Below are 19,611 nucleotides of genomic sequence, written 5' to 3' on the forward strand. Positions count from 1 at the left end.
AATTTCGAAAGCATGCTCGCGCATCCACGGCGGCCCTGTGGGTGGCAGCGAATCATCGGAATGGACGCCAGGAGGGCCACCCATGTCCCAAAAGCTGTGCATAGATCCAACTTTCACCGTGTTGAGGTGCGTGCCGTTGTCCGGGAGGGACTGCGATCTCCACGGATCCCGCCGGTCGGCCGTGGCGGAAGCCGTATTATCATCGCCTTAATATTCTTACCATAACCTTAGATTTGCGGTATGCTGCTGCGGCATGGGTCACACCACAAACCGTGTGGGCTCCTCTGTTCACAGGCCTGTGCCGTGAACGCCTCGCGTGAGCACGCCGTTGTGCTAGGTGCGGGGATCGCGGGTCTGCTTGCCGCGCGGGTACTTTCGGATGTCTACGACTCGGTGTGCGTCATCGAGCGTGACAAGACTCTCGGCCTTCCCATTCACCGGAAGGGTGTGCCACAAGGGCGTCACATCCACAATTTCCTGAGCCGCGGCACGCAGGTGCTCGCCGAACTGTTTCCCGGGCTGATTGACGAGCTGGGCGCCGCCGGTGCGGTTGTCATCGACGACGGCGACTTGTCGCGGCTTTATGTGCGGGCGGGCCGCTACGAGCTCCAACGTGCGGGCACGTTGACCGATCCCACGGCGGTGACGTTGTGCCTGGCGACGCGACCTTTTGTGGAGTCCCATGTGCATCGACGCGTCGCGAATCTGCCCAACGTGCGGTTTCTCGAGGGCCATGAGGTGATCGAGCCGCTCACCGAGGCAAATGCCATTGCCGGCGTGCGAATAGTGCAGCACGACAACGGCACGCCGGGGGACCTGGCCGCCGATCTGGTCGTCGACGCGATGGGCCGGTCCGCCCGCACCCCGGCGTTTTTAGAGGGGATGGGCTACGGACGCCCGCCCGAGACGCGCTCCACCGCCATGCTGGGCTATTCCAGCCAACTGCTGAGCATCCCTAACGGATGCATCAACGAGCAGATGGTCGTGTTCAACCTCGGGCTCCGTGGCAAGCCCGGCGGGCTGCTGCTGGCCTGCGAGAACGACACCTGGATGTTCGCGGTCGCCCGCACCATCGACACGGGCGGGGCGCCACCCGATTTCGCCACCATGCTTGCGCTGGCCGAGGGTGCATTGCCCCCGGAAATCATGGACGGGCTACACCGCGCGCACCCGCTCGCGGACATTGCCACCTTCCGCAATCCCGCGGCGGTTTGGCGGCGCTACGACCACATGACGAGACTCCCCCGCGGACTGCTCGTCATCGGCGATGCGCTCTGCAGCCCTAACCCGGTGTACGGGCAAGGCATGACAATGGCGGCGCAGCAAGCGCTGGCACTGCGTGACTGCCTACGCGGCGGCGACGCCGACTTGGCCCAGCGCTTCTTCCTCATGGCGGCACGCGGCATCCGGCCGACATGGGCGATGAATCAGGCCAACGACCGCAACCGGTCGTCGAACCGCAAGCCTTCCCTGCAACGGTGGCTGCGGGGCCGTCTGGTCGGGGCGATGCTGAACGCCGCCGGCGACGACACCGCGGTCACCGAACGCCTGCTGCGGGTCACTCACCTCGTCGACCCACCGGTGCGGCTGCAGGACCCCACGTTGTTGCTTCGCGTCCTTCGAGCCAACTTGCGGCAACGATTCCGACGGGCGCAGCAGCATCGACACCATCGATTGCGGGAGGCATTGTGACGACCGGTGAGCGGCGGGCCGACGAAGACGCGATCCGCGGGCTGATCGATCAGCAGGTAAGGGGTTGGGCGGCAGGCGATCCCGACGCCTACGCCAGTGTCTTCACCGCGGATGCGGACTACGTCACCTTTCTGGGCGCCCACCATACGGGCCGCGACGCGATTGCGGCGTCGTACGCCCCGCTGTTCCGCAAGCTCCTCAAGGGCACCCGGCTACGGATCGACGTCGCCCAGCTCCGGTTTCTCACACCCGACGTGGCGCTGATTCACGCGAACGCGACGGTGGTGAGGCGGCGACGCAACCGGCGCAATGCCCGGGTGAACACCAGTGTCGCCGTGCGGACCGACGGGCGCTGGTTGCTCGCGTCTTCGCAAAACACCACGCATCGCCCGTTCGCAGAAGCCCTTATGGCCAGGTTCTTTTCCTGAAGGCCGCGACCATCGGCCGTCGTGCGGCTAGCCTTCTGTGGTCGTGAGGCTAAGAATGGCCACGCCCGAGGACGCGGGCGCCATCGTGGACATCTATCTGCCGTATGTGCGGGACACGGCCGTGTCCTTCGAGACGGTCGCCCCGAGCGTTCAGGAGATGCGGTCGAGGATGACCACCACGCTGGCAACGCTGCCCTGGCTGGTCGTCGCGGACAGTCGAGGCCCCAAGGGATACGCCTACGCAAGCCCACACCGGGCACGGGACGCCTACCGTTGGTGCGTCGATGTTTCGGTGTACCTCGACACATCCGTTCAGGGCCGGGGACATGGCCGCCGAATTTACACGGCGCTGCTGAATGTGCTTGCCGCACAGGGGCACATCAATGCCTATGCCGGCATCACGCTTCCCAACGCTGCCAGTGTCGGTCTGCACGAAGCCTTGGGCTTCACCCCGGTCGGCGTCTTTCGCGACGTGGGCTTCAAGCGACAAAGATGGTGGGATGTCGGCTGGTGGCATCGTCGCTTGGCCGACCCGCCCGCGTCCCCGCGCGAACCGAGGCCCTGGCCCGAACTGGCCGATCGGGCCGTCGACTCCGCGCTCGAGGGTAACGGCTCGCCTCAGGAGAGTTCACCACCATGACCGCCCTGTTGTGGGACCAGCACACGTGCCTGCCGCTCGCCACCGACGCCGACATCGGGCCGTTGAATCGTTACCAATTCGCCGGTGGCACGGTGCTTTCGGTCAACGCGGGATATTCACCACACAGCTTCGGCGACGCCGTGGCGCTGCTGGATCACTATCGTGCCGCGATCGACGACCACCCCGGCCTGGAATTGGCGGCCACCCTCGGTGAGGTAGACGCGGCGACCCAAGCCGGGCGCATCGCGGTCGTCTTCGACCTGGAAGATTCACGCCCGCTTGACGACGACCTGGAGAATCTGCGGAGGCTGGCGAACCTGGGAGTGCGCACCCTGTTGCCGACCTATAACAACGCCAACCGCGCGGGCAGCGGCTGCCTCGACCGCACCGACGGCGGCCTCACCGCCTGGGGCCGTGCGATCGTCGCGGAACTGAACACGGTCGGCATCGTTCCCGACGGGTCTCACTGCAGTGCGCGCACCGGTCTCGACATGTGCGAGGTATCGACCGGCCCGGTCATTTACAGCCACTCATGCATGCGCGCGTTGTGGGACCATCCCCGCAACATCACCGACGATCAGGCCAGGGCCTGCGCGCAGACGGGCGGTGTCATCGGCATCACCGGCGTCGGCATCTTCCTCGGACCCAACACGCCCACGCTGGAAGCGATGACACGGCACCTCGAATACGCCGTCGACCTCGTCGGCATCGAGCACGTCGGTATCAGCACCGACTTCTGTTTCGACGCCGCCGATTTCGCCAACGAGCTGCGCCGCAATCCCCACCTGTTCGACGCCAGCTACACCCGCTGGGGCCCGATCCAGTGGGTGCCGCCGGAAACCTTTGTGACACTCGGTGAGCACCTGCGGGGAAGGGGATGGAACGGTCGTGACATCCACGCGGTCCTCGGTGGCAACTTCTATCGGGTGGCCAAACAAGCCTGGCGCGCCTGAACAGGCCACCGGCGCATCACTTCACGGCAGTTCGACCTTGCTGGCCAGCCATCGGCCGTCCACCTTTTCCATCGTCATCTTTACCCTGCTGCGGTCCAGCTGAGGTGCCGGCGCCGCACCGTTGCTCACCGACTGATCCACGAACAGCACGACGTCCACCTTGTCCTCGGTCGCCGACTGGACCGCCGCGTCGACGACGTTGCCGTGCGCCGCCGCCTTGTTGTCGATGAGCGTTTGGCGCAGCTGGGCGCTGGATTTCGTGTACATGTCCTTGAACTCGCCGGTCGAGCCGTCGAGGACTTCGGCGAAGTTCTTGTCGATCGCGTTGGTGTCCACGCTGGTCAGCGCGAGGATGTATTTCTTTGCCGCAGTGAGTGCTTGGGCCGCCGCCACGTCCTTCTGGTGATGCTGGAACAGCAACCAGCCCTCGTATCCGGCGCCGGCGAGTACGACCGCCAGAATCAGAGCGGCCGCCCAACGAGCGACGTTGACGCGCCGGCCCTTTCGCTTGCTCGGACGCTGATCGTCTTCCCCGTCGGCGGAGCCCTCACCGGGGTCCGTGTCCGGGGAGGCGTCGGCCGGTGGACGGCTGACGTCGTCGTCCTCGGCCTCCGCCGCTTCCGTGTCTTCGGCAACTTCTGTGCCTTCTGCGGCGATGCGGAAGCGACTCACCAACCACGTCCGTGGGTTGCCGACTGTTCGTAGCGATGGGCGATGGTTCATCAGTTACATGCGCCGGAGTCACGCAGCGCGTTCGCCCAGCCGATGGCCGAGACGATATTCGCGTGGGTGACGCCCGACGGATCCTTTCTCTTGATGCTGTCGCTGATCCGGGACAACTGAAATGCCAAGTGGACCATGGATTCCCCGCCGTATAACGGCGAATAGGGGCCGAAGTTGTCGGGTTCGTTGGTGATGATCAGTGGCTTCACCCGCGGGCCCAGAAAGGCCGTCGACCGATCGATGTTGGCGACAACGGCATCGGCGTTCCGCTGCATGCCGCCGGTCGTGTAGTCGTCATGGTGGTCACCGAGGTGGCGATTGAAGTCGTTGATCTGGCCCATCAACGGATCGAATTGGGACTTGAACCATTGGCAGGAGTCGGACATTCCGCCGATCATCTCGGGGGTCACCCGAGAGGTGAACGTGTTGTAGGGCCAGACGTCGAAGTTCGGTGACCAATCGCTGGGCGCGGGCGTGAACGCCGGCTGCGGTGGGGGAGGTTCACCCGGATCGGCGTAGGCGGTGCCGGAAAGCACGACGGCGGTCGCGAGCAGCGCCTGGCCGGCACACACGATGCCTCCGCCCGCCTGTCGCAACCTCGCCAGAATCATCCGCGCCTTCCCCGAGAACACGATAACTCGCGACCGCTCTAACCAACCATTTAGTCGACAAATGTCCAGTAACATCTGTGGCCTGGAACGGGATCTTCTCGCGAAGTCGGCGTCGCGTCAAGGACCCGCTGGCAGGCGAAGATGCGAAGTGACCACGGGTCATAGCGGCACCAGGCGGGGCAATTTAGCGCCAAATCTGCACAAAGTGCAAAGTGAGATCTTTCGCATAGCCTGAATAGCGGTTAACATAGCCGCCCGTGGGGGCACAGCAAAGGTTCACCGATGAACAGCCGTACCGGCGAGTGACCGCGCCGAGGCGCATCCGGCGATGACCGCCCAGGACGATCGCCCGCTCACCGAGGATCGGGCGCCCGACAGTGTGGCCACCATCCAGGAGTGGTCCGCGGGCTATGTGGTGCGGCACCCCCTCGCCTCGCTGAACACACTGGGCGAGCAGTACATCCTCGCGGTCCGCACGGTCGAGTACTGCATGGTCGACCTGTTCACCGGCCGCTTCCAGTGGGCGGAGTTCGTGCGGCAGGGGGCCTTCATGGCGGCGACCGCCGTGCTGCCCACGGTCCTGGTGGCGCTGCCCATCGGGGTGACGCTGTCCATCCAGTTCGCCCTGCTGGCCAACCAGGTCGGCGCGACCTCGCTGGCGGGCGCCGCCAGTGGGCTCGCCGTGATCCGTCAGGCCGCCTCGCTGGTGGCCGCGGTGCTGATGGCATCGGCCGTCGGGTCCGCCATCACCGCGGACCTCGGGTCTCGGACCATGCGCGAAGAAACCGACGCCATGGAGGTCATGGGGGTCTCGGTAATCCGCCGCCTGGTCGTCCCTCGCTTCGCCGCCGCCATCATGGTCGGCGTGGCGCTGACCGGAATCACCTGCTTCGTCGGCTTTTTGGCCAGTTATCTGTTCAACGTCTACTTCCAACGCGGCGCACCGGGAAGTTTCGTGGCGACGTTTTCGTCGTTCGCCACCACGGAGGACATGATCGTCGCGCTGCTCAAGGCCGTGATCTACGGAGCCATCGTGGCGGTAATCGCCTGCCAAAAAGGGCTTTTCACCAAGGGCGGGCCGGCGGGCGTGGCCAACTCGGTGAACGCGGCCGTGGTGGAGTCGATTTTGGTGCTGATGATCGTCAACGTCGGGATCAGCCAGTTGTACAACACGCTGTTCCCCAGGACGGGACTGTGAAATGACGGCCTCCGCATACGTTCCCGGACTCGCACGACCGTTCATCGGCGCGTACCGGGTCGCGGCCGCACCTACCATGCGGCTGGGACACATGCTGGTCTTCTTCGTCCGTGCCGTGCTCGCGGTGCCGATCGTGCTTCGGCAATACCGCACGGAATTCCTACGATTGCTGTCGAACATCGCCTGGGGCAACGGCTCGATCGTGGTCGGCGGCGGCACCGCCGGCGTCGCGGTGGTCCTCGGCTTCACCGCCGGCGCACTGGTGGCCGTGGAGGGATACAACTTTCTCAACCTGCTCGGCCTCGGCCCCGCCACCGGGATCATCTCGTCACTGGTCAACACCCGCGAACTGGCGCCCATCATGGCCTCCCTGGCGTTCGCGATGCAGGCCGGCTGCCGGTTCACCGCCCAACTCGGCGCCATGCGCATCGCCGAAGAGATCGACGCCCTGGAATCCCTGGCGATACGCCCCATCCCGTTCCTGGTCACGACGAGGCTGATGGCCTCCGTCATCGCCGTCATCCCGCTCTACATCGCCTGCCTCGCCGTCACCTACCTCACGTGCCAGGTGGTCGCCAACATCATCAGCGGCGGATCGATCGGCCCGTACCTGCACTACTTCACCATGATGCTCAGCACCAAGGACATCGCCTACTCGGTACTCAAATGCGTTGTCTTCGTGTGGCTTTCCTCCACCGTGCAGTGTTACTACGGGTTCTACGCCGCGGGCGGACCCGAGGGCGTGGGCGTCGCGGCCGGCCATGCCATGCGGGCGAGCATCACCGTCGTGATCATGGTCAACATGTTGCTCACGATGGCGCTGTGGAGCATCGACGCCGGCGCGAGATTCGGTGGCTGAATGGCCAATTCGCTAGATTTCGACGGGCGGGGCCCCACCGACCAACAGCTGGTGGCCCTGGGCGCGACGGTGCTGCTGATCGCGGGACTGATCACGGGAAGCCTGCTGCTGAAGTCCACCGGCCGGCTCAACGACTACATCCGCGTGGTCGCCGAGCTGACGAACGTGGGCGATGGGCTGCCGGCGCGGTCCGATGTCAAATACCACGGGCTGCTCGTCGGCGCCGTCGACAACGTCGTCCCGGCGGCCTACGGCAAGCCGAACTACGTGCACATCAACCTCAAACCCGAATACGCCAAGGACATCCCGAGCGCGGTGACCGCGCGCGTGGTGCCCAGCAACGTGTTCGCGGTCTCGTCGGTGCAACTCGTCGACGGCGCCCCGAGCCCGAGCATCCGCAACGGGACGCGCATCCCCGAGGACCTGCAGCTGTCGACGGTGATCTTCCAGACCACGATCAGCAAGCTACGCGACATCCTGGCCGCGACCGGCCGGGGCCGCGAAGACCACAGTGTCGGCATCCTGGCCGCCGTCGCGGCCGCCACCAACAACCGGCGCGGCACCTTGCTCAACGCCGGCGCGCAGCTGACCCGGGTGCTCGACGAGCTCAATGCCATCGTGACCACCTACCCCGGCCCGTCCACGGTCTCCGCGCTGCTGGACGCCACCCGCGGCCTGCAGGCCACCGCGCCCGACCTCGTCGACGTCTTGCACGACGCGGTCAAACCGATGCAAACCCTGGCCGAAAAGCACGAGCAATTCCGGTCTCTGGTCACCGGCTCGCGCCACACCTTCGGCGTGAACCGGCAAGCGTTCGACAACCACACCGACCAGCTGATCGAGATGAGCCAGAACCTCACGCCCGCCCTCGGCGTGTTCGCCCTGAACAGCGACAAATTCGTCCCCATCTTCACTCGGCTGAACCGGCTGTCCGACAAGTTCTTCGAAGAGGTGTGGGACCCGGAAATGGACACCGGGAACATGCGAGTCAATCTGGCGCTCACCCCGACCTACACCTACACCCGCGCCGATTGCCCGCGGTATGGTCAGTTGCTCGGGCCGAGCTGCTACACCGCCCCGACCATCGCGGTGCGCCCGGACCTGCCCGAGGTGTTGTTGCCGCAGAACTACCACGCGCCAGCGGATTTGGCGCCGCCCCCGGGCACGCAGATCGGACCCGATGGCAACCTCACCGCGGTGGGCCCGCCCCTGTTCAACCCGAATCCCAGCCTGGAAGACCCCAACCCGCCGTTGCCGTGGTGGCCGTGGCAGATCGGCCCGACACCCCGCGTCCCGGGGACCGCCGACCCCGACGACGCGCCGCCGGCACCGGCGCCGGGACCGCCTCCCCCGAGTCCGGGCCCGCCCGACGCGGCCGCGCCGGCGGCCTACGGCGGCAACGTCGGCCCGGTGGGCAGCCAACACGAACGTGACCAACTCGGCGCGATCACCGGCCAGGGTCGTCCGGCGTCGGTGGCGACGCAACTGCTGCTGGGCCCGGTGGCGCGCGGCGCCACGGTCTCCCTGAAACCACGGCAACCGCAGCCGGCGCCGGGTGGTGAGCCGAAATGAAGGTACGCGGACCGCTGATCGGGCTGTCGCTGTTCATGGCGATCGCCATCGCCGTGACGTGGATGGTGTACGCCACCCTGCGGCGCGACGTGGCTGGGCCGACCACGCGGTACGCGGCGATGTTCACCGACGTGTATGGACTACGCATCGGTGACGACGTCCGCATGGCCGGCGTGCGGGTGGGCCGCGTCGAAAACATCGAACTGGCCGGCAAATTGGCGAAGGCCTCGTTCATCGTCGAGAACGACCAGCACCTGTACGGCAACACGGTCGCATCGGTGACCTACCAGAACATCATCGGGCAGCGGTATCTGGGGTTGTCGCTCGGCGAAACCGGCAGCAGGGGAACGCTTTCGGCGGGCAGCGTGATACCGGTGCAGCAGACCGACCCCTCCTTTGACGTCGGCAAGCTGCTCAACGGTTTCGAGCCGCTGTTCACCCTGCTCAACCCCAAAGACGCCGACGACCTGACCAAGGGGGTCCTGCAGTCGCTGCAAGGCGACCAGGCGTCCATTCCGCTGCTGGTGCAGCAGACCTCGACGATCACGCGGACGCTGTCGGCGCGCGACCAGTCGTTGGGCGACCTCATCAGCAATCTCACCAAGGTCACCGACACCGTCGCGCGGCAAAACGACGACCTCGACCACGCCCTCGATCAAACCCGCTCCGCGGTAGCCAATTTCGATGCCCGCCGCCCGGCGCTGCAGGACTCGGTGGGTTCGATCGCCCGGGTTACCCGCCGCCTCGCGGCGATCGCCGACGACGTCGACCCGTCATTGAACCAGCTGATCACCCGGGAGCCGGGATTCAGCAAGCACCTGGCCGGAATCGAGCCCCAGCTGGCGTTCACCGGTGACAACCTCCCCCTATTGCTCAAGGGTTTCGCGCGGGCGCTCAGCGAGGGTTCCTACGGCAACGCCTACGCGTGTGACCTGAACGCGACGGGCTTCTTCCCCGGGCTCAACGACATCACCACGTTCATCGTCAACGCGGCCACGCCCGGAAACGCGTATCCGATCACCACGAAGAACATGGGGTGGCACACCCCGCGATGCAGGAACATGGCCAATGGCTGACGCACTGAGAACCCGATGGCTGCGCTGGCGACCGCTCGAGTCCTACAACAGGACCTGGCTCGGGCTGGGCGGGCTGGCGGTGGTCGCGGTCCTCGTCGCGGTGTCGCTGGGGATCAAGCTTCTCGGCGTCGGTTACACCCATTACACCGCCGAATTCCTGCAAGCCGCCACGCTGCGGCCCGGAAACCCCATCACCATCGCCGGGATCGAGGTCGGGCACGTCACCAGCATGAAACTCGACGGCGATCACGTCGAAGCGGGCTTGAGCGTGCGGGACAACGTCGCGCTGGGCAAGGACACCCGGGCGGTCATCAAGGTGATGACCATCCTTGGATCGCGCTATCTGGAGCTGGTGCCCGACGGCCCGGGATCGATTCCGGGCAAGACGATCACCCTGTCCCACACGGCGGTGCCCTACGACCTGCAGTCTCTGCTCGAAGACGCCACCACCACATTCGAGCAGGTCGATTCCGACCAGTTCGCGCAGTCGCTCGCCGTGCTGGGCAAGCAACTGGGCGGGGTGCCCCCGCTGGTTCCGCAGGCGGTCGCGAACCTGCAGACGTTGTCGACGATCACCGCCGACCGCCGGGGACAGCTCGGCACGCTGCTGAAAAGCACTCAGCGAGTGGTCAATACGCTGCGGCGCCAGCAGACCAACATCGGGCATCTGATGGATCAAGGGCAGGACCTGCTCGGCCACCTGGTGGCCCGCCAGGCCACCTTCCACGCCATGTTCGCGGCGCTGACCGAGCTGGTCGATCAGCTCGACAAGGTCGTCGTCACCAACCGCCCCATGCTCGACGAATTGTTCGTCAACCTGCATGACCTGACGAACATGATCGGCCAGCACGACGACTTGGTGCGCAACACGCTGCAGGTCGCCCCGGTGGCGCTGCGGGGCTTGACGAACGCCACCGGCTACGGTCCGGTCGTCGAATTCAACCTGCCCAACGGGCTCGCCATCGACTCGTGGATGTGCGCCATCAGTGGGCGCGCGAAGGAATTCAAGATGATCCAGTACTTCAAGGACTGCAAATGATTTCCGGTCGGCGCAGGCTCATCGCCGTCGCGGCCGTGGCAGCCGCGGCGGCGGCCGTCGCCATCGGCTTGGTAGGGCACTATGTCAAATCCCGACTAGACACGATGACCGTGATCGCTCAATTCGACAGCGCCGCCGGCCTTTACGAGGGAAACGTGGTAGCGGTGCTCGGCATGCCGGTGGGGAAGGTCAGCAAGGTCACGTCCAAAGGCAGTTACGTCGAGGCCGAGCTGACGCTGGACAAGAAGGTCAAGATCCCCGCCGCGGTCCGTGCCGTCACGATCACCACCTCGATACTCACCGACCGCCAGGTTGAATTGACCCCGCCATACCGGAGCGGACCGGTGCTCAAGAACCACGACACCATCGGACTGACCAGGACGAAGACGCCCGTGGCGTTCGACCGCGTGCTCGACATGCTCGACAAAGTCTCCAAATCGCTCAAGGGCGACGGGAAAGGCGGCGGCCCGGTCGCCGACCTGAGCGACGCGGCGGTCGCCATCACCGATGGGAACGGCAAGAAGATCCTGGCCGCCCTCGACGAGCTTTCCAAAGCGCTGCGCCTCAGCTCCGAGCGTGGCGTCACCACCCGCGAGCAACTGACCACCATCATCACCGACCTCAGCTCGATCACCGAGGCGGCCGCGCGCAACGACGCCAAGGTACGCGAGTTCGGTTCCACCACACGGCAGCTCAGCCAGATCCTGGCGGACGAGAAGTTCGGCACCGGCGCCACCGGGCGGACCATCAACCGGATACTCGAAGAAGTCACCACGCTGATCGAGAACAATCGCGACAACCTCAAGCAGGCCGTCCGCAACGGGGACACGGTCGCCAAGACGGTTGTCGCGGATCAGCGCGTCGTGGCCGAGATGCTGGACGTGCTCCCGCTGACACTGGAAAACCTGTACAACACCGTCGACCGCACCAATGGCGCGATCCGTGTGCACGGCCTGCTCGACAAGGCGCTCACCGACAGCCAGTCGGCCAAGGAGCTGTGCAATCTGATGCACCTGCGCCAATTGGGCTGCAGCACAGGGACGCTCCAGGATTACGGCCCGGACTTCGGGCTGACCTACATCCTCGACGGCCTCTCGGCGATGGGGCAGTAGCGATGACCTGGGGCAAGCACAAGGCAGCGGCGGCGGCGCTGAGCGCGGTGATGGTCAGTGCGGGCTGTGCCACCAACGGCCTGGCCAGTTTGCCGCTGCCGGCACCGGGAATCGGCGGCGGTGGATATTTGCTCAACGCCGTGTTCTCCAACGCCCTGAATCTGCCCGCCCATGCCAAGGTCAAACTCGCCGGAGCCGACGTCGGGCAACTCGAGAAGATGGTCGCGCGCAACTACACCGCGGTGACCACCCTGCGCATCATGGACGGCGTGCGCATCCCCGTCGGCAGCACCGCGGAGCTGCGATCCGCGACACCGCTCGGCGACGTGTTCGTCGCCATCAAGCCACCGACCCCGGTGGACCCGAATGCGCCGCTGCTCAAGGGCGGCGAAACCATCGGGCTGCCGGCCACCCGCGCCGCCGCCACCGTCGAGAGCGTGCTCAGCTCGGCCGCGCTGCTCGTCAACGGCGGTGCGGTCCGCAACTTCACCAACATCGTCAACGGCGCCGGGAAGGCGACAGGCGACCAGGGACGCGCGTTCGGCGACCTGATCAACCGGACCAATCTATTGCTGGGCAAGCTCAACGCCCGATCGGAGCAGATCGACGCGGCGGTGACCGAGACGGCGGGCCTGGCCGATCGCCTGGATGAGAAGAACCAGGCGATCACCGAGGTCTTGCAGGCCGTCGGCCCGGCCACGAACGTGTTGTCCAGCAACGCCGATGAAATCGCCGACGTGGTCGACGAACTCGGCGCCACGACCCGGCAGCTCTCCAAATTCCCCTCCATCGCCGGCACCGACAAGACAGGCCGCAGCGTCATCAAGGACGCCAACACCATCGCCGCCGCCTGGAACGACGTGGTGCTGAGCCCCGATACCAGCCTCGCCGCGCTGAACCGGCTGATCCCGCCGTTCGTGAAAACCACGTCCAGCGACGCCATTTCGGTACGCGGAAGCTTCGACCGGCTGGTCATGGGATCGCGACCCGGTACCGGGGCGGAGACCGGGGGGTTCAAGGGCGACCCGGCATTTCACGGACCCATGCGCCGCGACTGGAACTACATGATCGGCTCCATCAAGTACGTGCTGTGGCGCCTGCAGGAACGCGTCGTGGGTCGCGGGCCGCAAACGCCGATGGGCCAGACCCCGTGGACGCCGAGCGGTCCGCCCCTCCCCCCGGCGCCCGGGGGAGAAGCGCCGCCCGATCCCATCAACCCGGAGCCACCGCGATGATCGACACCCTCGCTCGAATCATCGTCGCCGCGGTCCGAGCCGGCCACCGCCAGCGCGCCTGGCTGTCCGGCCTCGCCTTGGTGCTCACCCTCGTGGTCGGCCTGGCCTACCTGGCGATCGGCGCACTGCGCATCAATCCGCTGGACTCCACCTTCCAGGTCACGATCCGGCTGCCCGAATCCGGCGGGTTGCTGGCCAACCAGGACGTCTCCGTCCGCGGGATCCGGGTCGGGCGGATTCAGTCGCTGCGACCCACACCCACCGGTGTCGAGGTGATCGCAAACATCAACGCGAACAACAAGATTCCCGCTGTCAGCCCGGTGCGGGTGTCCGGACTCTCGCCCGCCGGCGAACAGTACATCGATTTCGAGCCCGCCTCCAACAGCGGACCGTTCCTGTCGAACGGCAGCGTGATCGGCCCACAGCGGACCACGACTCCCATCCCGCTGTCCCAGGTGCTGGCCGACGCCGATGGGATGCTCGCCCAAGCCGACCCGAAGAAGCTCGAAATCGTGAAGCGCGAACTGAGTTTGAGCAAGGAGGGCCCGCAAAAGCTCACCGACATCATCGACGGTTCGACGTTCCTGCTCTCCACGATGGACCCGGTGCTGCCGCAGACCGTCAGCATGCTCAAGACCAGTCGCGTCGTCCTGACCACCCTCTCCGACAAGAATGCCGGGCTCGCGGTCGCCGCACGCAATGTCGGCGACCTCATGACCGGTGTGAACAAAATGGACCGCGGCTATCGCAAATTCGTCGACCAGACACCGCACGCGATGTCGTCGGTGGACAACCTGTTCGACGACAACTCCGACACCATGGTCGGGCTGCTGGCCAACCTGGTGACCACCGCGCGGATCATCTATGTCCGGGTTCCTGCCTTGAACGCGGTCTTCCCGAACTACCGGGGGTCCACGCTCGAGGCCCTGATGACGACCATGCACGAGCACGGGCTGTGGGCGACCGCCGACATCTACCCGCGCTACACCTGTGACTACGGCACCCCGCGCCGGCCGTCGTCGTCGGCGGACTACCCCGAACCGTTCCTGTACACCTATTGCCGCGACGACGATCCCCAGGTGTTGATCCGCGGCGCCAAGAACGCCCCCCGGCCGGGCGGCGACGACACCGCGGGCCCCCCGGCCGGCGCCGACCTCGGCCAAACCGCGGATCCAACGCCCAAGGGCCGGTTCACCATTCCCACGCCGTACGGCGGACCGGTGCTGCCGATCGAACCACCCCACTGACCTACCGACGCCCAGACCTCGAGGAGAAACCGTGACCGTGACCGCCGACCAAGAATGCGACACCACCGAGGACATCGAGAAGCCGCCCGACGACGGCGAAGACGCGTCGGATGCCGGGGAGAAGGGCCCGAAAACCGCGGCGCGCCAGTGGAAAAGGTACGCCGGCGTCGCCGTGGTGGCCGCCGTCTACCTGGGCGCATTCGGCCTTGCGGGCGGGCTGGGCTGGAAGCTGTGGGATGAGCACACGGTGACTCAGGCCGGGCAGGCGGCCCAGCGAACCGCGATCGATTATGCCCAGGTGCTGACCAGCATCGACTCCAACCAGGTCGACCAGAACTTCTCCGCCGTACTCGACGGCGCCACAGGGGAATTCAAGGACACCTACACCAAGGCCAGCGTGCAGCTTCGGCAGCTGCTGGTCGACAACAAGGCCACCGCGCACGGCACGGTCGTCGACTCCGCGATCGAATCCCTGAGCAAAACCAGGGTGGTGGTGTTGTTGATGGTCGACCAGACGGTCAGCAATGCCGTGCGTCCCGACGGCCGCGTCGACCGGAGTCGGATGAAGATCACGATGGACAATGTCGGCGGCCATTGGCTGGCCAGCAAAGTCGAACTCCCCTAGGGCGTTTCGGTCATGCGGATTATCCGGCTCTCGGCCAGTGTCGCGGCGGTGGCCGCGGCGGTGGCCACGGCGGTGTTGACCGCGCCGCCGGCGTCGGCGTCGGCGCAGTCGTTTTGCGGCGACCTCGGCGGCGACTGGGACGGACAGTACTGCCACGCCTCGGTGACATCCGAGCGAAAAGCCGTGCGCGACATCAAGATGGCCCTGCCGGGCGATCTGGTCGAAAACCCGACCAGCGGCCCCGCGATCCGCGAGTACCTGCACACCCTGATGAACAACTGGCGCGCGAAGGGCGCCTCGATGGTCCAAGACAGCTGGGGCGAGGAGAACTTCCAAGTCTTCTCGCATGGGCGCGCGCTCAGCGTGGCCTTCCACGAGGACTACCACGCCGACGGGCCGTCGTTCAACAACGCCTATCGCACGTTCACCTTCGACATGGCGTCCGGACGGCCGCTGCAGCTGGCTGACATCACCAAACCCGGTGTCGCCCCGCTGACCGCTATCCCTCCGTTGGCCGAACCCTTCATTCAGGAGGCGCTCGACCGCGCCGCGTGGCAACACACCCCGGGGACATATCCGTTCACCGTCGACCGCTGGACACCGGACAACGTGTTCTCCGGGGGCTACAAGGCGTGGGCGCTCACGCCCGACGAGCTGATTCTCTACATGCCGGACTACCCGGTCGGGCACGACTCCCCGATCCAGTACGGGCAGTCCCAGCAATGGTTTATGGACGGAGGCACCGTTGAGCCACACATCCCGCTCAGCGCGCTCAGCCCGGTGCTGCGGCCGGAATTCGGCGGGGCGTAACGGGGTTAGACGTCCAATGACCTCGCGTACGACGCTGCGCCCGGCCGGGCGGCCCCACCTTGCCGTCCCCACAAAACCGGCGGTCCACCGATCGCCCGATCAGCCGCCGCTGCGGCTACGGTGATCTGTATGCCATCGGCTAGCCGCTCGTCTGCGGATCACGTCAAGCGGCGCCCGAAGGACCGCAAGATCCAGATCGCCCGCGCCGCCACCGATGCCTTCAGCGAGCTCGGCTACCACGCCGTCAGCATGGAGAACATCGCGGCGAGGGTCGGGATTTCCGCGGCCGCGCTGTACCGGCATTCGCAAGGCAAATACGACCTGTTCCGCGATGTCGTCTTGGCGCTGGGCCAGCAACTGGTCGACGCGACGGCGTTCGCCGACGACGTGCCCGCCGACGCCGATCCCGAAAAGGTCCTCAGCGCGCTCACCCGTGCGCTGATCGACACCACCATCGTCAACCGCACCACCGGCGGGCTGTATCGGTGGGAAGGCCGCTATCTGCGCGGGGACGACCAACGCGCTTCGGCGGAGCAGATCAAGCGGATCAACCGGCGCCTGCAGCGGCCGTTGGTCAGGCTGCGCCCCAAACTCACATCGCGGCAACGCTGGTTGCTGTCGGCGGCCACGTTGAGCGTCATCGGCAGTATCACCGACCATCGGTCCCGCCTCGGCAACGCGGAGATCCGGGCAGCGCTCACCGATATCGCGACCGCGGTGTTGCACGCCGAGTTGCCGGCGCAGCACCCACGCGGCTCCGAACCGCTGCGGACGTCGACGCTGACCAGCGCCGCGGGCAGCTACGAGCTGCTGCTCCATGAGTCGATGCGCCTGTTCAACGAGCGCGGTTACCGCGAGACCGGGATGGAGGACATCGCCGCCGCGGTGGGCATACCGGTTGCCAGCATCTACCAATACTTTCCGGGGAAGGCCGCCATCTTGGCGGTCTACTACCGGCGCGCCGCCGACCAACTCTCCGGCGACCTGTCCAGCATCCTGGCCACCAGCGACGATCCGGAGCAGGCACTCGCCCGGCTCATCGACGCCTATGTGACCCGGTCCTTCGCCAACCCCGAGCTCGCGTGCGTCTATTACACCGAGCGTCACAACCTGCCCGAGTCAGATGCGGTGCTGCTCTACAACATTCAGCGCTCGACCGTCGAATCCTGGGCCCGGTTGGCCGTCGCGGCAAGACCGGAACTCACCCTGGGACGCGCGCGGTACGCCGTGCACGCCGCGTTCGCGCTCGCGGTGGACATCGGGCGACTCGTGTACCCCGACACCAGTCAGTCCGCCACACTCACGGTTCGTCGCCTGATGGAAGTGACGGTGCTGGGGCGGCCGGCCGCGTCGCCCGACGCGGTCGGCGAGATCCGACAACGTCGCTGAAAGACAATTCACTCCGAAGAACCGCGCTGCACTTGCTGTGATGCGTGCGCAGCGACCGACGAGTCGGTGGTACTGAACGTGCTGTTGCAGCAGCATATCTCCGCGTAAAGTCGCCATGCCGATCACCGCCGGCCGTTCCCCTGCACTACCAAAACGTGCGAATAGGGATTAACATATTCAGCGTCTAGTCCGCGCGCCGGAATGTGGTGGTCCTCATCGCTTGGTGTGGGCCGGCGGCAATTCCGGCGGCGCCCGCGCGAAAGGGACGCTCATGCTCGCCAGACTCCGCAAGCTCCTCGAGTATCAGTTGAGCATCGCCGAACTGCTGGGACTGGGCATCCTGCTGGGTACGCCGTACCTGATCGTCGGCGTGATCTGGTCGAGCACCCACACGGCGCATCTGCACGACATGCACGGCGTCGATTTGGTGGTGTCGTTCCTCGGCTCGATCGTGTCCTGGCCGGTGCTGCTTTTCGCCAACGTGTGCATGACCTAGGGGCTCAGGGGGATGGTCACCCGCGGACCGCTCATTGTCTTCGCGGCGGTGGTGTTCTTGGCCGGCGGACTTTTCGCGCTCCGGTTCCCGGTTTTCATCGAGGCCTACGACCAGTTCGGTTGGCAAGTCAAATGCGGCAGCGGTTTTACCACCGATCTGACCCAGGCCTCCAATGCGGAGAAGAAGCCGCCCGGCCAAAAGGCAAGCGCCGGTGCGCCGCACGCGGCGGGCAACAACTACGTGCGCCAGTGCAATAACGCGCTGATGGCCCGGCGCGCGTGGGCGATCCCCGCGGCCGCCCTCGGGGGCCTGACCCTGACCTGGGTGGCGGCCGCGGCGCTCGCCCACGATCGTCGAGCCCGCATCGAGCACAGCGAAGGCTGATCGACAATAATCGGGATCCGAAAACGCTTGGTAATCAACAGTTGTCGGTGAGCCTATCGCGTGCTCTCGTCGGGGGTGTCATGCCGCGACTGGTGCAAACCCGGCGCGTTGGGGTCTTCGTGCTGGTGCTCGAGCTGTTCCTGCAGTTTGCGTTGTTCCTCGGTTGTCTTCCGCGCGTCCTGGGGCGCAGCGGGCGAGTCGGCGTTGACTTCCTGATCCACCGGGATCTCCTCCGAACGTCTGCGATGGCTCCTGTCAGGGTCGCCCGAATCGCACGCGTCGAAACACTCAATACCGTTTGACCACGGCGCGCGGGGCGGTTCGCCAGGTTCTGCCGCCCCCGTCCCGACCGCGCGGCGGCTCGAGAAGCAGGACGGCCAGTCCGTCGAGCAGCACCGGGCGCACCCAGTCGCCCAGTTCGATCACCTCGCCGGGTGTCGGCTGGCGGTGCAGGTCGTCGCGGGCGAGATCGATCGGTGTCAGGGTGCGGACGGTGTCGAGCGTGGCGTGATGGGGCAGCTTGCGGATGCCGGGCAGGGTGATGAACAGGCCGTCGTTGCCGGACAGGTGCAGTCCGATCGCCGCCAGCGCGCCGGTCATGCCCTCATGGGTGCCGCCGTGTCCCGACAGATGCACCCCGAGCGCCGGGCCGAGTTCGCGGGCTTCGCTGGGATGCAACACCTCTCGTTTGGCGCGGCGACCGAACTCGATGAGTGGCGCTGCGTCGTCGAGATCCCCCGGAATGACGACGGCGAGGCCGGGGTCGGCGTCGGGTGGGCAGACCCGTTCCAGGAATCGCCCGGCGAGTTCGATGATTTCGCCTCGTGCCCCGTGGGGGTCGCCGTCGGCGCTGCGCCAGGCCAGGCAGGCGCTCGAATTGTGGGACGTATAGGGGATCCGGTCGTCGACGAGCAGCTGGTGACGGGTGGCGCCGGCGGGGGCGCCGAGGCCCGCCGCCGCCAACTCGCGAAGCAGCGCGCGGGCGCGCCGACCGGTGCCGGGTGTGTAGGCGTTGTCGGTGTCGTCGATGCCGACGAGCAGGTCCACACCGGCGAGCGCGACAGCTTCGGTCATGGGTTGACCACCAGGGCGGTGACATCGCGAACCCATTGATCGCGGCTGAGCCGCGCGCCCGTCAGCTTGAGCGTGTTGCGTTTGGTGAAGCTGAGGATGGTCTGATCGTCGAGCGCGGCGGCGATCAGCGTCTGGGCCGGGTCACGCCCCTCGACCCGGACCCGGGTGGCGTCGGCCGCGCCCGCCGCGTTGAGAATCGAGCGCACGCTGGGCCCCTTCTGGGCCTGTGCTCCGTGCGATTGCGGCGTGGTGATCTCCACCTGGGGGAGCTGCTGCAGCTGCGCGATGGTGAACTGGTCGAGGACGCGGTGGTTGTCCTGGACGACGAGCCGGTTGTCGGTCCCGGAGGGGCCGCACGCCGCGATCCCAGCGCTGACGGCCAGGACCGCGACTGCCCGAAGCGACGGCGTATAGCTGCGCATTTTCGGATCCTATCCTGTGAATACGC

The 19,611-nt window shown here is 66.3% G+C and carries 22 protein-coding genes; 17 read left to right on the forward strand and 5 right to left on the reverse strand.

Features of this window, described 5'->3' with window-relative positions:
- Window positions 1-303 precede the first annotated feature (303 nt).
- From OCU_RS25500 to OCU_RS25515, 4 genes are read left to right on the forward strand one after another with little or no spacing between them, the layout of a single operon-like run.
- Window positions 304-1,692 (forward strand): FAD-dependent oxidoreductase, encoded by a 1,389-nt coding sequence (locus OCU_RS25500; protein WP_009952091.1) that lies wholly within the window; start codon window positions 304-306, stop codon window positions 1,690-1,692.
- Window positions 1,689-2,120 carry an SgcJ/EcaC family oxidoreductase gene (locus OCU_RS25505; RefSeq protein ID WP_009952089.1) on the forward strand — a complete coding sequence of 144 codons (432 nt, stop codon included), beginning with the start codon at window positions 1,689-1,691 and terminating at the stop codon, window positions 2,118-2,120. Before OCU_RS25500 ends, OCU_RS25505 begins: the two co-directional genes overlap by 4 nt.
- Window positions 2,121-2,175: 55 nt before the next feature.
- The gene (locus OCU_RS25510; protein ID WP_014378790.1) at window positions 2,176-2,760 is read left to right on the forward strand and encodes an arsinothricin resistance N-acetyltransferase ArsN1 family B; all 585 of its coding nucleotides are present in this window, start codon (window positions 2,176-2,178) and stop codon (window positions 2,758-2,760) included.
- A complete protein-coding gene (locus tag OCU_RS25515; RefSeq protein WP_009952086.1) occupies window positions 2,757-3,713 on the forward strand; it encodes a dipeptidase in 957 nt (318 codons plus the stop codon). The genes OCU_RS25510 and OCU_RS25515 overlap by 4 nt, the downstream gene beginning before the upstream one ends.
- Before the next feature lie 21 nt (window positions 3,714-3,734).
- On the opposite strand, the gene OCU_RS25520 is transcribed toward OCU_RS25515, so the two are convergent.
- Entirely contained in the window at window positions 3,735-4,436 is a 702-nt protein-coding gene (locus OCU_RS25520) for a hypothetical protein (protein ID WP_026071081.1), read from the reverse strand.
- Complete coding sequence (locus OCU_RS25525) at window positions 4,436-5,047, reverse strand: hypothetical protein (protein ID WP_009952082.1); 612 nt, start codon at window positions 5,045-5,047, stop codon at window positions 4,436-4,438. The genes OCU_RS25520 and OCU_RS25525 overlap by 1 nt, the downstream gene beginning before the upstream one ends.
- Before the next feature lie 328 nt (window positions 5,048-5,375).
- Between OCU_RS25525 and OCU_RS25530 the strand changes: the two genes are divergently transcribed.
- The 13 genes from OCU_RS25530 to OCU_RS25590 all read left to right on the forward strand — a co-directional run bounded on the left by OCU_RS25530 (window position 5,376) and on the right by OCU_RS25590 (window position 18,089).
- Window positions 5,376-6,245: an MlaE family ABC transporter permease gene (locus tag OCU_RS25530; RefSeq protein ID WP_008262772.1), complete on the forward strand. Its 870-nt coding sequence runs from the start codon at window positions 5,376-5,378 to the stop codon at window positions 6,243-6,245.
- A gap of 1 nt (window position 6,246) precedes the next feature.
- The gene (locus tag OCU_RS25535) at window positions 6,247-7,104 is read left to right on the forward strand and encodes an ABC transporter permease (RefSeq protein WP_009952080.1); all 858 of its coding nucleotides are present in this window, start codon (window positions 6,247-6,249) and stop codon (window positions 7,102-7,104) included.
- Window positions 7,105-8,676, forward strand: a complete 1,572-nt coding sequence (locus tag OCU_RS25540) for an MlaD family protein (RefSeq protein ID WP_014378793.1) — start codon at window positions 7,105-7,107, stop codon at window positions 8,674-8,676.
- The gene (locus OCU_RS25545; RefSeq protein ID WP_014378794.1) at window positions 8,673-9,752 is read left to right on the forward strand and encodes an MlaD family protein; all 1,080 of its coding nucleotides are present in this window, start codon (window positions 8,673-8,675) and stop codon (window positions 9,750-9,752) included. Before OCU_RS25540 ends, OCU_RS25545 begins: the two co-directional genes overlap by 4 nt.
- Window positions 9,745-10,791 (forward strand): MCE family protein, encoded by a 1,047-nt coding sequence (locus OCU_RS25550; RefSeq protein WP_009955638.1) that lies wholly within the window; start codon window positions 9,745-9,747, stop codon window positions 10,789-10,791. The genes OCU_RS25545 and OCU_RS25550 overlap by 8 nt, the downstream gene beginning before the upstream one ends.
- On the forward strand, window positions 10,788-11,903 hold the full coding sequence (locus tag OCU_RS25555) for an MCE family protein (RefSeq protein WP_014378795.1): 1,116 nt from the start codon (window positions 10,788-10,790) through the stop codon (window positions 11,901-11,903). The genes OCU_RS25550 and OCU_RS25555 overlap by 4 nt, the downstream gene beginning before the upstream one ends.
- A 2-nt stretch (window positions 11,904-11,905) precedes the next feature.
- Window positions 11,906-13,138 (forward strand): MlaD family protein, encoded by a 1,233-nt coding sequence (locus OCU_RS25560; RefSeq protein ID WP_014378796.1) that lies wholly within the window; start codon window positions 11,906-11,908, stop codon window positions 13,136-13,138.
- Complete coding sequence (locus OCU_RS25565; RefSeq protein WP_014378797.1) at window positions 13,135-14,385, forward strand: MlaD family protein; 1,251 nt, start codon at window positions 13,135-13,137, stop codon at window positions 14,383-14,385. The genes OCU_RS25560 and OCU_RS25565 overlap by 4 nt, the downstream gene beginning before the upstream one ends.
- 31 nt (window positions 14,386-14,416) lie before the next feature.
- Window positions 14,417-15,010 carry a hypothetical protein gene (locus OCU_RS25570; protein ID WP_014378798.1) on the forward strand — a complete coding sequence of 198 codons (594 nt, stop codon included), beginning with the start codon at window positions 14,417-14,419 and terminating at the stop codon, window positions 15,008-15,010.
- A 12-nt stretch (window positions 15,011-15,022) separates the two neighbouring features.
- Window positions 15,023-15,820 (forward strand): mannan-binding family protein, encoded by a 798-nt coding sequence (locus OCU_RS25575; RefSeq protein WP_014378799.1) that lies wholly within the window; start codon window positions 15,023-15,025, stop codon window positions 15,818-15,820.
- Window positions 15,821-15,949: 129 nt separating this feature from the next.
- Window positions 15,950-17,209 carry a TetR/AcrR family transcriptional regulator gene (locus OCU_RS25580; protein ID WP_009955629.1) on the forward strand — a complete coding sequence of 420 codons (1,260 nt, stop codon included), beginning with the start codon at window positions 15,950-15,952 and terminating at the stop codon, window positions 17,207-17,209.
- Window positions 17,210-17,480: 271 nt separating this feature from the next.
- A complete protein-coding gene (locus OCU_RS25585) occupies window positions 17,481-17,705 on the forward strand; it encodes a hypothetical protein (protein WP_014710781.1) in 225 nt (74 codons plus the stop codon).
- Between the two features lie 12 nt (window positions 17,706-17,717).
- The gene (locus tag OCU_RS25590) at window positions 17,718-18,089 is read left to right on the forward strand and encodes a hypothetical protein (protein ID WP_009955627.1); all 372 of its coding nucleotides are present in this window, start codon (window positions 17,718-17,720) and stop codon (window positions 18,087-18,089) included.
- Between the two features lie 53 nt (window positions 18,090-18,142).
- Here OCU_RS25590 and OCU_RS51350 read toward each other — a convergent pair whose 3' ends face one another.
- The 3 genes from OCU_RS51350 to OCU_RS25600 form a co-directional block, all read right to left on the reverse strand.
- Entirely contained in the window at window positions 18,143-18,310 is a 168-nt protein-coding gene (locus tag OCU_RS51350; protein WP_009955626.1) for a hypothetical protein, read from the reverse strand.
- Window positions 18,311-18,377: 67 nt separating this feature from the next.
- Entirely contained in the window at window positions 18,378-19,163 is a 786-nt protein-coding gene (locus OCU_RS25595) for a hypothetical protein (protein WP_009955625.1), read from the reverse strand.
- Window positions 19,160-19,585: a hypothetical protein gene (locus OCU_RS25600; RefSeq protein ID WP_009955624.1), complete on the reverse strand. Its 426-nt coding sequence runs from the start codon at window positions 19,583-19,585 to the stop codon at window positions 19,160-19,162. Before OCU_RS25600 ends, OCU_RS25595 begins: the two co-directional genes overlap by 4 nt.
- Window positions 19,586-19,611: the final 26 nt, after the last annotated feature.

The organism is Mycobacterium intracellulare ATCC 13950, from assembly GCF_000277125.1.
In the GTDB taxonomy this organism is placed as follows: Bacteria; Actinomycetota; Actinomycetes; order Mycobacteriales; family Mycobacteriaceae; genus Mycobacterium; species Mycobacterium intracellulare.